This window comes from Exiguobacterium sp. s161, assembly GCF_018619045.1.
Lineage (GTDB): Bacteria > Bacillota > Bacilli > Exiguobacteriales > Exiguobacteriaceae > Exiguobacterium_A > Exiguobacterium_A indicum.
Map to the genome: position 1 here is coordinate 1,086,554 of NZ_JACSNH010000001.1, position 14,822 is coordinate 1,101,375.

Genomic DNA, 14,822 nt, shown 5'->3' on the forward strand with positions numbered 1-14,822 from the left:
AAAAAATACAAGAAAGGAGGAGGAAGATTGCGTATCGAGTCATTTGGTATACAGATAAAACAACTACGAATCGAGAAAAATTTAACACAAAAAGAATTAGCAAAGGGTGTATGTAGTCAAGCGGAATTAAGTAAGATTGAAAATGGAAAAATAATTCCAACGATCGATCTTGTTCAACGTTTGTCTCAAAAATTACATATTTCAATGGATCAAATCTTCATCGATTCAAATGAAGTAAAGCTATTTCAGGACTATGACGTACAACTGTCGGACTTTTCTAGGCAACGTCGTTATGATGAAATGCTAGAATTTATGAAACGTTTACCGACTAGTCTTCCTTCTTCCGTTCAATTATTGATTCAATATTTTGACTGGGTCGCTCGCGAAGGTAAAAAAGATATCGATTACCGGACATGTATCTCCCAATTGCTTCGCTTATCGGATGAACACCAAATGGAAATAGAGTATCCTGTTCTTTATTTACGTATTCGAATGTCAGTCGCGAACTATTATTATTTGAACGGTCAATATCCATATGCACGAAAAATCTACGAAGATTTATTAACGTATGAGTATTCTACATACGCACTCAAAAAATTACAGTGTAAAATCATATATAATCATGCGCAACAGTTGTATTTTCAAAATGACTTCAAAACAGGACTACAGGTTACTGAACAAGGAATTTGTTTATCCATCGAACGAAAAGATACAGCGATGTTAGGACATTTCTTTTATCAAAGAGGATGTTTCTATGAAGAATTGAATTATCGAAAGTGTGATATCCATGATGCGTTTACTCATGCCTATTCACTTTTTACTGCCTTCGGCAATGAGAATCATGCCGCGTTAGTCTTAAAAGGTAAAAAACAATTTCTCCACTTTCAAATGTGAGGATGGAAGTGAAAGAAAGGATGATATAATGGATCACTTACCCGTCTCGATTGGTTATGAAATCAAGCGGCTTCGAAAAGAAAAAAAGATTACACAAGCAGAATTGTGTGAGGGCATTTGTAGCCAAGCTGAAATCAGTAAAATCGAAAATGGTAAAAATTCACCCACCATCGATTTGCTACAACAAGTCGCAAAACGATTAAAGGTACCATTGTCGATGTTGTTTCAAGATCATTTACGAAGTGATGTTTTTCAAACGTATGACGAGCAATTAGCAGAACTATTGCGGACTAATCAATACGTTGATGCTTTAAAGATGATCGAACATGTTCTTTCAACGGTTGATTTTGAGGAAGTTCGTGATTTAGTAGCATATTATCAAGTCATCGTTCAGGAAAAAAGTGGTCAACTTCACTATCTAAAAGCCATTCAAGCGCTCGGACGATTACTCAATAAAGAACACCTTTGGTTTGAATCAGCTACTCTGTATGTAAGAGTTCAGATGGCGATAGCAAATTTGTATGTTGAACACGGTGACTTCGATTTAGCGGAGAGTATCTTTCAAACATTGATTCATTCGAATTATCCATCCATCGAATTGAAAAAAGTTCGCATCAAGATTTTATATAATTATGGACAACAACTATTAATGCAAAAAAAATACCTTGCCGGTCTAAAAATCACCGAACAAGGTATTCAAGAGAGTCTTCAAATAGAAGATGGTCATTTCTTAGGTCACTTTTATTATCAGCGAGGATATTTCACTCAACAACTAAATGGCGATCTTTCAGCTATCCAACGTGATTTTACGATGGCCTATTCTGTCTTTCGAGCATTTGATATGCCACTTCACGAAAAAATACTTCTGGAAGAACATGCAGAGTACGTTCTTTTCACCATTTAAAACTTACGACCGAATTGTCGGCACTCTTGCAGTGCTTGTTCGATTAATTCAGCTGCACGTTCCGGGTATTGCTGATGTCCTTCGAGAATGACAGTCGATACATCTTCAATGCCAAAGAATGCTAATAGATCGAGCATGTAGCGAACAGCGTGTTCACTCGATGCTTTCTCTTTCGTCGAATAATCACCACCACGTGAATGAATCAACAGCACTTGTTTGTCTTCAACAAGTCCGATCGAACCTTCTGCCGTATAACGAAACGTTTGACCAGCTTGGGCAAGGTAATCCATATAATTGTGCAGTGGTGCTGGAACCGTCAAGTTCCACATTGGAAACGAGAAGACGACCTTGTCGGCGTCTAAAAACCCGTTTAAATATTCCTGAAGTCGCTGCGCATGTGTCGCATCCTCTCCAGTTAATTCCTCGCCTTTAAAGAGACGACCTGCTGCGCTCGCAAGTTTCAAGTCGAAGAAGGGAAGACGTTCTTCGAATAAATTCAAAACCGTAACTGTATCATCCGGATGTGATTCGCGATACGTGTTCAAAAAGGCATCGTTCAATTCAGAGCTAATGCCTTTTTTTTGATGTGTGCTATCGTTCGCTTCAATGAATAGTAAATGTGACATAAACATTACTCCTTTCTATACTTATCTATTCCCATTCTGCTCAAAATCATGACTTCTCCACATTTTATTATTTTTAGAAAATTCAGGTTTTATTTTGGTTCTGATAAGGAAAATAAACGACAGGAACTAGAAAGAGGGGATGGCGGTGAATACACAGCGACGTTCTTCCGATAGTCTGCAATATCATCGAGAAATTCGGGCAAATTATCAGTTGTTCGGGATGATCATTTTTGTGTTGACGAGTTGTGGTGCCGTTTTATACATTGTTGCGAATATATTTAGTCGCTCCGGTTTAGATGGAGCCGATTGGGTGCGAGCAATCGTCATTGCAAGTGCTGGAATCGTGCAATATTTCATTGGTAAAAGTACATTGTCGGATCGATTGAAGCCACATATGATGTCGAGTATTTTCTTATTGATTCCTTATATTTATTATCCATTCATTGATCGAGGCGTTCAGTCCGTTTGGGCATGCGCACTACTTTTCATTTTAGCGTCTCTTGTTGTTATTAACCGAACGATGTTGTTATACGCAACGAGCATCACGACAATCTCCCTACTCTATATCTGGTATCAAACTCCTTCATTAGAAAACGTTACGATGTTTGCGTCTGATCATATCGCACGAATTGGACTTATCTTAATTGCGACGATCATCAGTTTATTAATCCATAATCAATACGTTACCCGTCTTGAACGTAATATTGACTACTTAGCACGTTTACAAGAACAAGCATTTACGGATACTGTGACAGGTTTGTCGAACCGTTCTTCTTTTGTCATAGAAGTGGACAAGAAAAAACGAGAAGGCGACATGATTTGTCTTGTTGATCTGGATGATTTTAAAACCGTCAATGATGCTTTTGGTTACCGGACAGGTGACCGCACTTTGCACATCATTGGTCGTCGGTTAATGAATCGCTTTCCGGATTGTACGATTGCGAAAGCGAGCGGAAGTGCTTTTTTACTGCATGCTCCAAACCATTACGATGCACGAACTCTTTGTGACGATATTTTATCGAGTGTATCAGAGCGCGTTCAAATTGACTTTAAACAGATTAACGTCACTGCAAGTATCGGTGTTTCCTATGTAAATGACGAAACGACGGACCATGTCATTAATGATGCGGAGATTGCCTTATTCACAGCTAAATCCAATCGGAAAAATACGTATGCAATTACAGATTTAGCGACACAAAATGAACGAAAACGGGCGCTTCAATTAACACGCGACTTATACGATGCAGAGCTGGATCGCGACTTTTTTATTTTATTTCAACCTCAGGTCAATGCAAAAACGCGTCAAATTACAGGAGTCGAAGCATTGATTCGTTGGAATCATCCGGAATATGGTCTCGTTCCGCCAAATGAGTTCATTCCACTTGCGGAGCGGACACGTTTCATTGAGACATTAGGCGTTTGGGTCATGCGTCAAGCTTGTTTCCAAGGAAAAGCATGGTTGGAAGAGGGAAAGGAGCCGTTAACGATTTCCGTGAATGTCTCACCGTGGGAATTACGTCAATCTGATTTTATGGATCGCGTATTGGGGATCTTAAAACAGTCTGGCTTCCCTCCGTCATTACTCGAAATCGAGATGACAGAACACATCTTCATTGAAGGAACAGAGCAAATCATCGAGACATTAAACGCACTTCATTTATACGGGATCCGGATTGCGCTCGATGACTTCGGAACGGGATTCTCATCGATGCAATCGTTAGTGGAGTTACCGTTCGATCAATTGAAGATTCCAAAAGAAATCGTTCAAGAAGCCATTCATTCAGAGAAGAAACGAGCAATGATCGAGACGATCATTCAGTTAGGAAAGCGATTAGATATGACAATTGTAGCTGAAGGGATTGAATTAGAAGAAGAGGCGGTATTGCTCGAGCGATTGGGATGTCATACGTTGCAAGGATATCTCTTCCATCGCCCGTTACAACCAAGACAATTAGAACACTTTTTGACGATATATCGAGAAGGCTGACGATATGGTATATCAAAAAAAGAAAGGAAACAGGCGATGGACATAGTCCATCGCCTGTTTGTATAACTGTATATCAATGAATCACAGATACCGCGCAAACCGACGTTCGAGAATCTCTTGAATGACTGCGATACAAGAACAGATTCCCCAGTAAATGAACGCAACGACAAAATAGACGGTCATATAATCGAATTCGCGCCCACCGACGATTTTTGCTTTTTGAAAAATCTCAGGAACTGTAATCATGGCAGCAAGCGATGAAGCTTTAACCAGATCAAGCAAAACGTTTGAGAGTGGTGGGATGGCAATCCGGATCGCTTGTGGCAAAATGATGCCGACAAACGTCCGATACCTGGATAAACCGAGTGACGCTGCCGCCTCTTCTTGACCACGATCAATCGACAACAAGGAGGAGCGAATGATCTCCGCCATGTACGCAGCACTGTTCAAACTAAAACCGGTGATGGCTGCTGTTAACGCGTCAAGTTGAATATTGATGACCGGCAGTCCAAAATACAACATGAACAGCAACACGAGAATCGGAACACCACGCATGAACGAGATATAAGCGCTCGCTCCGATGCGTAAAAGTCGAAGGTGAGACAGACGGCAAAGGGCAAGGATTAACCCGATTCCGAGACCAATGGCCATGCTGAGCAAGGAAATCCATAGCGTCTGTCCCAATCCACTCAAAATATAAGGAAACGATTCGACCGCCAATTCCGGATTGAAGACGGACCGCCAATCAATTGAAGACATCGTTAGTTCACATCGACAATCGTCGTTTTGACGTCAGGCATTTGGGAGACATCTTTTCCGGCATAGAATTGCTTCGAAATTTCTTTTAATGTGCCATCTTCCTTCATTTTATCGAGTTGTTCGTTAATGTTGGATTGAAGTTCCTTGTTATCTAAATCCATGATTAAACCAACCTGACTTGGATTATAAGCGATATCAGGATGAATCGTAATATCGAAGTCCTTGAAGAAATCGACAGCGAGTGTTTGCAAGTAGTAATCATTCAAGATAACGTCTGTTCGACCATTTGAGACATCGCGTAGATACTGATCGTTCGTCGCGTTATCGTACGTGACTTCTTTTGCACCGAATTTTTTAGCAATCTGCATATACGTCGTTGTAGCTTCTCCGGCAGCTTTTTTCCCTTTTAAGTCTTCAAGAGACTTGATGCCTGACAAATCACTTTTACGGACGATTGCCGTACCATACGTATATTTATATGGTTTTGAGAACGCGAATTTTTCTTTACGATCATCGGTGATCGTAATGTCGTTAGCGGCAAGATCAACTTGACCCGTATTAACACTTGTCAACATACCGTCGAATGACATCTCTTTGAATTTCACTTTCAAATCAAGACGTTTTGCTACTTCTTTGACGACTTCGACATCAAATCCAGTCAACTTATTGTTTTTCTCTTCATGATAAGATGTCGGAAAAAGTGTACCAGCCGTCGCGACGACGATCGTTCCTTCTTTTTGAATCTTATCATATGCGGTTGCCTTCTCCTCTTGCTGACCACATGCGCTTAATAAAATCGAGCTTCCTGCGATCAAGAGACCCGTAAATTGCATTGTTTTTTTCATCGTATTATTCCTCTCTTTATTTCCATGATCAATAACTCTTTTCATAGTTAAAAATACCACGGAATCATATGTTCGGGCAAAGTAATACGCGCACAAAGTGTAGAATTCAACCAAAAAAAATATTGAATGAATATCCAAGTTTATGTAAGCGTTATCAATATTGATATATGGTAATTCTACCTTCGAAGGTTAAATAAAATGAAGATTATGCATAGTAGCGAATAAACATAAAAGGGTGTAAAGTATAATTTAACTGAATATACAGAAAATTAAGAAGGCAAGGAGAGTGCTACTATGACATTTCATCAATACCCTGAACAGCAGGGATTATACGACCCTCGTATGGAACATGATGCGTGCGGGATCGGGGTTTACGCACATCAAACAGGACGAGCGAGTCATGAAATCGTTGAACATGCATTGGCCATGCTTTGTCAAATGGAACACCGTGGTGGACAAGGAAGCGATGCGAAGACCGGAGACGGGGCGGGTATTTTAACGCAATTACCAGATCGTTTATTTCGTGAAACGGTTCGTCACATTTCCTTCCCTAAAAAAGGGGATTATGGCGTTTTCATGATGTTCTTACCACGTGAGGAACGAGAACGGGTGCGACTCGAACGAACGTTAGAGTCAATCATTTTGACGGAAGGACAAGACGTCTTAGGATGGCGTACCGTACCCGTCCAGTCCGAAGTGCTTGGGTCGGGTGCCCGCCGCACTGAGCCAGTCATTCGTCAATGTTTCATTGGTGCAAAGGCGATGGAAGGATTGACATTTGAACGAACACTCTTTTTGATTCGTCGCGCATTTGAACGTGAATCGGAGCAACTCGGTCTTGAACAATACGTCTTGAGTAGCTCGAGTGAAACAATCGTTTATAAAGGACTCGTGACGACGGATCAATTGCGCGCGTACTTCGATGACTTACGAGACGAGCGTTATCAATCAGGATTTGGTATCGTGCATTCGCGTTTTAGTACAAATACGTTCCCAAGTTGGAAACGTGCCCATCCGAACCGTTATTTGATTCACAACGGCGAAATCAATACGTTGCAAGGAAATATTCGGGCGATGCGCGGTCGAGAACGTCGACTTGCTGAGACGACGTATGGTAATCGGGCAGAGGAAGTGTTACCGATTCTAGATGAGACAGGTAGTGACTCGTCGATGCTTGATAATGCGTTTGAGTTTCTTCATCTGTCCGGACTCTCGCTTGCTGAGACAGCACTGATGCTCGTACCGGAACCATTCGAACACGCTGAGATCAGACCGGCGAAGCGCGCGTACTATGAATACCACAGTAGCATGATGGAACCATGGGATGGTCCGTCTGCAATCGTCTTTACGAACGGGAAGCAGATTGGTGCGACGCTTGACCGAAACGGTTTACGCCCAGCGCGATATGTATTGTTGCGCGACGGTCACTTCATGTTGTCGTCAGAAGCAGGTGTACTCCCTCTTCGTGAACAAGACATTCTGTACAAAAAACGATTAGCACCGGGTGAACTGCTTTTACTCGACTTTGCGTCCGGTCAGTTAATCGCAGACGAAGAGATTAAACGGGAGCTCGCGACACGTCATCCCTACGCGGAGTGGCTCGCTCAAGAAGTCGTTTCCCTTTCAAGTAACGACTTCAAGGAAACACTCGTTGAACTGGGAACGAAACAACGACACTTCGGATATACGCGTGAAGATATCGATCAATACTTGATCCCGCTCGTCGAAGAACAAAAGGATCCGTTAGGTGCGATGGGGACGGATATACCGCTAGCGGTCTTAAGTGAACGCCCTCAATCCTTGTTCCGATATTTCAAGCAACTGTTCGCACAAGTCACGAATCCACCAATTGACGCGTTACGCGAAGAGATCGTCACCTCGACGCTGACATGGCTTGGTCGACAAGGGGAACTGCTGACGCCGAACCGCGCGAACTGTCGTCGTGTTCGCTTAGAGACCCCGATTCTGCGACCCGACGAAGCCTATGCGCTTAAACAAAGTGGACTTAAGCAAAAAACGATTTCGACGACGTTCACTGACTCGCTTGCAGAAGCGCTCGACATGATCGTTGATGAGGCTGTGACCGCTGCACGAAACGGGTATGAATTATTGACATTATCGGATCGTCTAGTACGCCCCGGCACATTGCCGATGCCAATCCTCTTAGTGACGAGTGCGATTCATCATGCGCTGATCCGCAAGGGATTACGTACAAATCTCAGCTTGATCGTTGAAGGGGGAGAGATTCGTGAAGTCCACCATGTCGCGACGTTGCTCGGATATGGTGCGGATGCGATTTATCCGTACCTGGCATATGCGACGCTTGAAGAAGCGGTAGGGGATCGTTTTACGGATGTAGACAAACGTTACCAAAAAGCAGTCACGGAAGGCGTCGTCAAAGTCATGTCGAAGATGGGCATTTCGACGGTCTTCAGCTACCGTGGTGCGCAAATCTTTGAAGCAGTCGGAATCGATCGCTCCGTCATCGACCAGCATTTCACTGGTACGGTCTCTCAATTGAGCGGGATGACGCTTGAACTGATGGAAGAAGAAGTCCGACGAGCACAACAGGTTGCAGATGAACGGATTTATTTAGAGTCCGGTAGTGTCTTCCGGTACCGTCAAGCGGGAGAACATCATGCCTTTAACCCAGCAACGATTCATTTGTTGCAACACGCATGCCGTACGAATGATTACCGGCTCTATCAAAAGTACGCTCAACGCATTCAGGAGGAACCGGCAACGGTGCTACGACATCTGTTGACGTTCAAGGAGACGACGGCGATCCCGATTGAAGAAGTTGAGCCTGTCAGCGAGATCGTCAAATACTTCAAGACGGGTGCGATGTCATACGGCTCGTTATCAAAAGAAGCGCACGAGACGCTTGCGATCGCGATGAACCGCCTAGGCGGAAAGAGTAATAGTGGTGAAGGCGGTGAAGAGGAGGAACGATACGAACGGGATGAAAATGGTGACTTCCGGATGAGTCGAATCAAGCAGATCGCCTCTGGTCGTTTTGGGGTGACAAGTCATTACCTCGTTCACGCGGACGAATTACAAATCAAGGTGGCACAAGGTGCGAAGCCCGGAGAAGGCGGTCAATTGCCTGGTGAAAAAGTCTATCCGTGGATCGCACGGGTGCGTGCATCGACACCGGGTGTTGGATTGATTTCCCCACCTCCACACCATGATATCTATTCGATTGAAGATTTGGCCCAGTTGATTCATGACTTAAAACGTGCCAACGATCAAGCCCGGATTAGCGTCAAACTTGTCGCAAAAGGTGGCGTTGGAACGATCGCGGCTGGAGTTGCGAAGGGGCTTGCGGACGTCATTGTCATCAGTGGTCATGACGGCGGCACGGGTGCCTCGCCGAAGACGAGTATTCAACATGCCGGACTGCCATGGGAACTTGGTCTTGCTGAGACCCACCAAACGTTGACATTAAACGGGTTGCGCGAGCGTGTCGTCCTTGAAACCGACGGAAAGCTATTGACTGGTCGCGACGTCATCCTCGCCGCGATGCTCGGAGCGAATGAGTATGGGTTTGCGACAGCTCCGCTCATCGCCGTCGGATGTATCATGATGCGTGCTTGTCATCTCGATACGTGTCCTGTTGGTGTCGCGACGCAAGATCCAGAGCTCCGTAAGAAATTCACGGGATCTGCCGATGACGTCGTCCATTTCATGACGTTCATTGCTGAGGAAGTACGAGAACATTTAGCGAAACTCGGTGTTAGCCGATTACAAGATCTCGTAGGGCGGACGGACCTACTCGAACCATCGGAGCGACAACGGACGCATTGGAAGGCGAAGAGTCTTGATTTTTCGCGTCTCCTCGTCCATGTGACACACGGTCCGGCTGAACAACAACAGCATCATGTCGAGCGTTCCTTTGACGCGCGTGAAATCTCGCCGTATTTGGAGGCGACAGATTTCAGTCAGCCTCAGACACTACGTTTAACGATTCAAAATACAGACCGTGCGATCGGAACGCAGACCGGTGCCATGCTAACAAGACGGTTTGGGGCCCTTGGTCTGCCAACGGATCGATTGAAACTCGAACTGAATGGATCTGCCGGACAAAGTTTAGGCGCGTATTTACCACGCGGAGTAACGCTTGATGTCACGGGAGAAGCGAATGATTACGTCGGGAAAGGATTGTCCGGAGGTATCATCGCCGTTCATCCTCCACGTTCGATTTCGTTCGTCTCGTCCGATCAATCGATCATTGGTAATGTCGCACTTTACGGGGCGACAAGTGGAGAACTTTATGTCAACGGTCAGGCAGGTGAGCGATTTGCGGTTCGAAACAGTGGAGCCGTCGCCGTCGTCGAAGGAATCGGCAACCATGGACTCGAGTATATGACCGGTGGATCCGTCGTAGTACTTGGCGATGTCGGAAAAAACTTTGCTGCCGGTATGTCAGGTGGTGTCGCCTATGTCTTGCCGCGTCATCCTGAACAATTTTTACAACGTGTCAACCGCGAACTCGTTTCGACGGGACCTGTCACGCATGTCGAAGAGATTGCGCGACTGAAGACGTTCATCGAACGTCACGTCGCACGGACTGGAAGTGAGCAGGGAGATGCGATTCTAGCGAACTGGGATCATGTCATTCATTCGTTCATCCGCGTCATTCCTTCGACGTATGAGAAAGTGACAACGTTGATGGCTGATTTCGCTAAACAAGGACACAACACCGAAGAAGCGATGTTGCTCGCATTTGAGACACATCTAGGGCGCAGAACAGGAGGGGTACGATGAAACGACGCGATCAATTCATGACAGTTGCTCGTTCGGGTGGAACGGAACGACATCCAAGCGAACGAGTGGGTGATTTTAAGGAATATAAGACGGCTTTGACGGAAGCAGAAGCGAGTCAACAAGCAAGTCGATGTATGGATTGTGGCACCCCGTTTTGCCATGTAGGGGAAGTATTTGATCAAGTGAAGATTGGTTGTCCAGTCTATAACTTGATTCCAGAATGGAACTTGCTCGTAGAAGAAGGACGTTTTCAAGAGGCACTCGATCGCCTTCTTGAGACGAACAATTTCCCGGAATTCACGGGTCGCGTCTGCCCGGCGCCATGTGAAGGGTCGTGTACGTTGTCGATTCATGAACCTGCGGTCGCAATCAAAGATATCGAACGGACGATCATCGACATTGGCTTCGAAAAAGGATGGGTCGTGCCCCGAATTCCAGCAATACGATCGACACGTTCGATTGCCATCGTTGGATCTGGTCCTGCCGGTCTTGCGGCTGCCGATCAGCTGAATCAAGCCGGTCACCAAGTGACGGTCTACGAGCGGGAAGATCGGATTGGCGGATTACTCACGTACGGTATACCAGCCATGAAACTTGATAAAGAGGTCGTACAGCGCCGTGTTGATTTGCTTGAAGCAGAAGGGATCCACTTCCGGACGAACGTCACGATCGGTGCAGATATCACTCTCGAGACACTTGAAGCGGAGTATGACGCCGTTATCTTATGTGTCGGCGCGACGGAACCACGCAAATTAACGGATGCGCCAACGCGTGGAGTTGGTTATGCGATGGATTATTTGACAGGGGTGACACGTCACGTGCTCTCGCAAGAACCGTTGTCTGCCGATCATGACGCAAAAGATAAAGATATTCTCGTCATCGGTGGAGGCGACACCGGAGCGGACTGTGTGGCAACTGCACTCCGTCAACGTTGTCGCTCCGTCGTCCAATTCGGTAAACATGAACAACCGGGTACGACGCGTGCAACAGGAAACATGTGGCCGGATACACCGTCACTCTACTCCATCGATTATGGGTACGCAGAAGCTTTTCAACAATTCGGTCGGGATCCTCGTGAATACTTGATCGCGATCAAGCGATTCACAACAAGTGAATCGGGTCAAGTCACCGGTGTCTGGACGATTCAGACGACGAAAACAAAAAATGAATCGGGTACAGTGATCTTTGAGGAGATCAAAGGGAGCGATCGTTACTTCCCAGTCGATCAAGTCTGGATTGCCATTGGATTCAGTGGTGTCGAAGAGAACGTACTCGAACATTTAGCAGTCGCCTCGGAACGTGGGAAAATCAAGACGACGCGTTATGCGACGAACCGTCCAGGGGTATTTGCCGCAGGTGACGCAAGACGTGGTCAATCATTGATCGTCTGGGCGATTCGCGAAGGTCGTGAAGTAGCAGAAGCCGTCGGACACTATTTAAAAGCAATGCAACAAACAGGCTAAATCACATGGTCTGGATTTTCTGGCAACATCGGAAATCCAGGCTTTTTTGTGTTTGGCAAAGAAATCTGCCAGTTCAAAAATAACTATTGATTTTGTTTCAAGGTGAAACACCGAAAATATTTCTGCTATTCTTATAAAATGAAGAGGAGGTATGACAGGTGAATTCAGAAATCATCTATTTCGTATGCGAGAGTGGAATGGCGAGTAGTATCATGGGGGCTACGATTTTAAGAAAGCGCTTACTTGAGTGCGGTATTACGACAGACGTTAAGACATGTCGGATCGCAGAACTACCTGATCAGGCATCTTTTATCGTCGGAGAAACGCAACTCGTCCATCGACACGTATGGAAAACACATTGTTCTGTGCATCCTGTCGATCGGGTTCTTGATCCGACTGCATATGATGTCATCCTCGAATCTTGGCAGAAAAGAGTGAGGCTGCATGACTGAATTTACACCACGGGAACATGATATCTTATTTTTCCTCTTATCACGTGAAGAACCTGTTCAAATACAAGAGATCGCGGAAACGCTCGAGACATCGGAACGAACGATTCAACGTGAACGCGATCGTCTTGCCCAATCTTTAGAAGATCATGACTTGCGTTTGACATATGTCCGCGGCAGAGGCCTCTTAATTGAAGGAACGGACGAAGCCAAACATGTATTACGGGACCAATTATTGTTGTCACATAAACAATTACCGAACGCTGAAGATCGCCAAGTCGAGTTAGCGTATCGGCTACTACAAGAAGAAGGGATGGTCAAATTACAGGCGATCGCCCATGCGATGTATGTGGCTCCGAGCACGGTCAGCCAGGATTTAGAGCGGATTGATGAGTGGTTTCTGCAATATGACCTTGAAATCAAGCGCAAAAAAGGTATTGGTGCTGAAGTCATCGGTGAAGAAATCAACAAACGCCGTTTACTGATTTCATTGATTTTTACGCAATGGGATGTTCTCGCTTTCTATCGGTTGTTACAAGGTGACGCCGGGCAATTACCTCATCTGTTACGCTTGAATCGAACATCTTGGCTTGAGATGATCAATCAAGCGTACGCGGTCATTGCGCCATTGACGAAAGAAGGGCGTCTCAATGACCGACAAATCATGCGTGCGACACTCAGCTTAGCTTTACAAGCGTTGCGCAAAGATCAGTTTCCGATGCGTTACGAGTTAAAAGCGTATCCGGTCGAAATCCTCAAATGGGTGGAACGCGTCGAAGAGCGACTACCTGACACATTGTCGATTGCCGAACGCCAATGGTTATCAGAAGAGTTGCGTGCTTTCTTTCAATCGGACGCAGGAGATACGGAAGAACTCGTCACGCGTCTTCGTGTGAAACGATTGATTGAACGTGTTTCCTTAATGTATGGAACGAACTTCACGAAGGATCATGCGCTAGAACGCGGACTCGTTTCGCATATTCAATCGTACACACGTCAAAATAGTGTCAATCCATCTTATGTCATCAAACAAATCGAACGGGAATATCCGCGCTTGTTTGATGCGGTCAAACAAGCAGCACTGTCGATCTTCACCGATGTTACATTCGAAGACGTGGATTTAGCTTTTTGGGTCATGCACTTCGGTGCCGTTCTCAGCAAACCGACACCAAAACTCCCATATCGTGTTCTAGTCGTCTGCTCTGCTGGACTCGGTTCTTCGAAGTTACTAATGAATCGATTGCGTCAAGAATTCGCTGAACTCGAGCACATCGATAACTCGTCGTTGTTTGGCATCGAACGGTTACCGATCGAATCGTACGACTTCGTTTTATCGACCGTACCGTTGCCTGACATCCGCCCACCACATCTTCTCGTTAACCCGTTACTTCCTCAGGATGAGGTCGAACGGATCCGGAAATTAATTCTCGCCTTGCCTAAATCCTTTCAACCGGCACCACGGCAGACGAAAACGGAATGGCTCGATCTTGAGCAACTGCATCGTCTCGTCGCATCGTCAATCCAAGTATCGAATGGATTCAAGATGGAACGGTTAGAGCGCGTGGGCGATGGGATTGAATCGCTCTTGTTTGAGATCAGTACACGCATGGTCGAGCAAGGATTGGCGAAGTCAGCTGTTTCGCTCTCTGGACAATTGCTACGTCGTCATGAGATGTCAGGTCTTGGTATTCCGGGAACGCGGCTTGCGCTGTTTCACGGACGCGATGCGACGATTCAACGAGGGGGATTCCTCATCTTTGAATTGCCTGAACCGATCGACTTGCTCGGAATGGATCAACAGTTACAATCCGTCGAACGGCTCCTCGTCTTGGTCGCACCGGAAGAGACCTCGAACGAACTGCTTGAATTACTCAGTTCGATCAGTGCTGCGATCATCGAGAGTCCCGAACAAATGGATCAATTCGAGTTCGGGGAGGAACAGACGATTCGTCTGCTTTTGAATCGAACGTTTCGAACGGTCATTGATCAATTCCTAGGTCATACTTGAAAAATCCCTGTCACTCCATTCCTGAAGTGACAGGGATTTTTTCACGTCAAGCAGGCTTCTTTTCAGTCTGTCCAACTTCTTGGACAAAGACTGAACTAGGAAAGATTGAGTAAGCGCTTG

At 45.5% G+C, this 14,822-nt stretch carries 10 protein-coding genes; 7 read left to right on the plus strand and 3 right to left on the minus strand.

What is annotated here, in order from left to right; genetic code table 11:
• Positions 1 to 27 precede the first annotated feature (27 nt).
• Together KNQ14_RS05330 and KNQ14_RS05335 are read left to right on the plus strand one after the other, a co-directional pair.
• Positions 28 to 894: a helix-turn-helix domain-containing protein gene (locus KNQ14_RS05330; protein ID WP_214859885.1), complete on the plus strand. Its 867-nt coding sequence runs from the start codon at positions 28 to 30 to the stop codon at positions 892 to 894.
• A 28-nt stretch (positions 895 to 922) separates the two neighbouring features.
• Positions 923 to 1,798, plus strand: a complete 876-nt coding sequence (locus tag KNQ14_RS05335; protein ID WP_214859886.1) for a helix-turn-helix domain-containing protein — start codon at positions 923 to 925, stop codon at positions 1,796 to 1,798.
• Here the strand turns inward: KNQ14_RS05335 and KNQ14_RS05340 are convergent.
• Positions 1,795 to 2,424, minus strand: a complete 630-nt coding sequence (locus tag KNQ14_RS05340; RefSeq protein ID WP_214859887.1) for an FMN-dependent NADH-azoreductase — start codon at positions 2,422 to 2,424, stop codon at positions 1,795 to 1,797. The genes KNQ14_RS05335 and KNQ14_RS05340 overlap by 4 nt on opposite strands.
• A gap of 139 nt (positions 2,425 to 2,563) precedes the next feature.
• Here KNQ14_RS05340 and KNQ14_RS05345 point away from each other — a divergent pair, with 139 nt between their 5' ends.
• Positions 2,564 to 4,411 (plus strand): putative bifunctional diguanylate cyclase/phosphodiesterase, encoded by a 1,848-nt coding sequence (locus KNQ14_RS05345; protein ID WP_214859888.1) that lies wholly within the window; start codon positions 2,564 to 2,566, stop codon positions 4,409 to 4,411.
• Positions 4,412 to 4,492: 81 nt separating this feature from the next.
• On the opposite strand, the gene KNQ14_RS05350 is transcribed toward KNQ14_RS05345, so the two are convergent.
• Positions 4,493 to 5,170 (minus strand): amino acid ABC transporter permease, encoded by a 678-nt coding sequence (locus tag KNQ14_RS05350; protein WP_214859890.1) that lies wholly within the window; start codon positions 5,168 to 5,170, stop codon positions 4,493 to 4,495.
• Positions 5,171 to 5,172: 2 nt separating this feature from the next.
• Positions 5,173 to 6,015, minus strand: a complete 843-nt coding sequence (locus KNQ14_RS05355; protein WP_064299704.1) for a transporter substrate-binding domain-containing protein — start codon at positions 6,013 to 6,015, stop codon at positions 5,173 to 5,175.
• A 294-nt stretch (positions 6,016 to 6,309) separates the two neighbouring features.
• Here KNQ14_RS05355 and gltB point away from each other — a divergent pair, with 294 nt between their 5' ends.
• The 4 genes from gltB (at position 6,310) to KNQ14_RS05375 (ending at position 14,702) form a co-directional block, all read left to right on the plus strand.
• On the plus strand, positions 6,310 to 10,782 hold the full coding sequence (gltB, locus tag KNQ14_RS05360; RefSeq protein WP_214859892.1) for a glutamate synthase large subunit: 4,473 nt from the start codon (positions 6,310 to 6,312) through the stop codon (positions 10,780 to 10,782).
• Positions 10,779 to 12,245 carry a glutamate synthase subunit beta gene (locus KNQ14_RS05365; protein WP_214859894.1) on the plus strand — a complete coding sequence of 489 codons (1,467 nt, stop codon included), beginning with the start codon at positions 10,779 to 10,781 and terminating at the stop codon, positions 12,243 to 12,245. Before gltB ends, KNQ14_RS05365 begins: the two co-directional genes overlap by 4 nt.
• Positions 12,246 to 12,403: 158 nt before the next feature.
• On the plus strand, positions 12,404 to 12,697 hold the full coding sequence (locus KNQ14_RS05370) for a PTS sugar transporter subunit IIB (protein ID WP_214859896.1): 294 nt from the start codon (positions 12,404 to 12,406) through the stop codon (positions 12,695 to 12,697).
• The gene (locus KNQ14_RS05375; protein WP_214859898.1) at positions 12,690 to 14,702 is read left to right on the plus strand and encodes a BglG family transcription antiterminator; all 2,013 of its coding nucleotides are present in this window, start codon (positions 12,690 to 12,692) and stop codon (positions 14,700 to 14,702) included. Before KNQ14_RS05370 ends, KNQ14_RS05375 begins: the two co-directional genes overlap by 8 nt.
• Positions 14,703 to 14,822 lie beyond the last annotated feature (120 nt).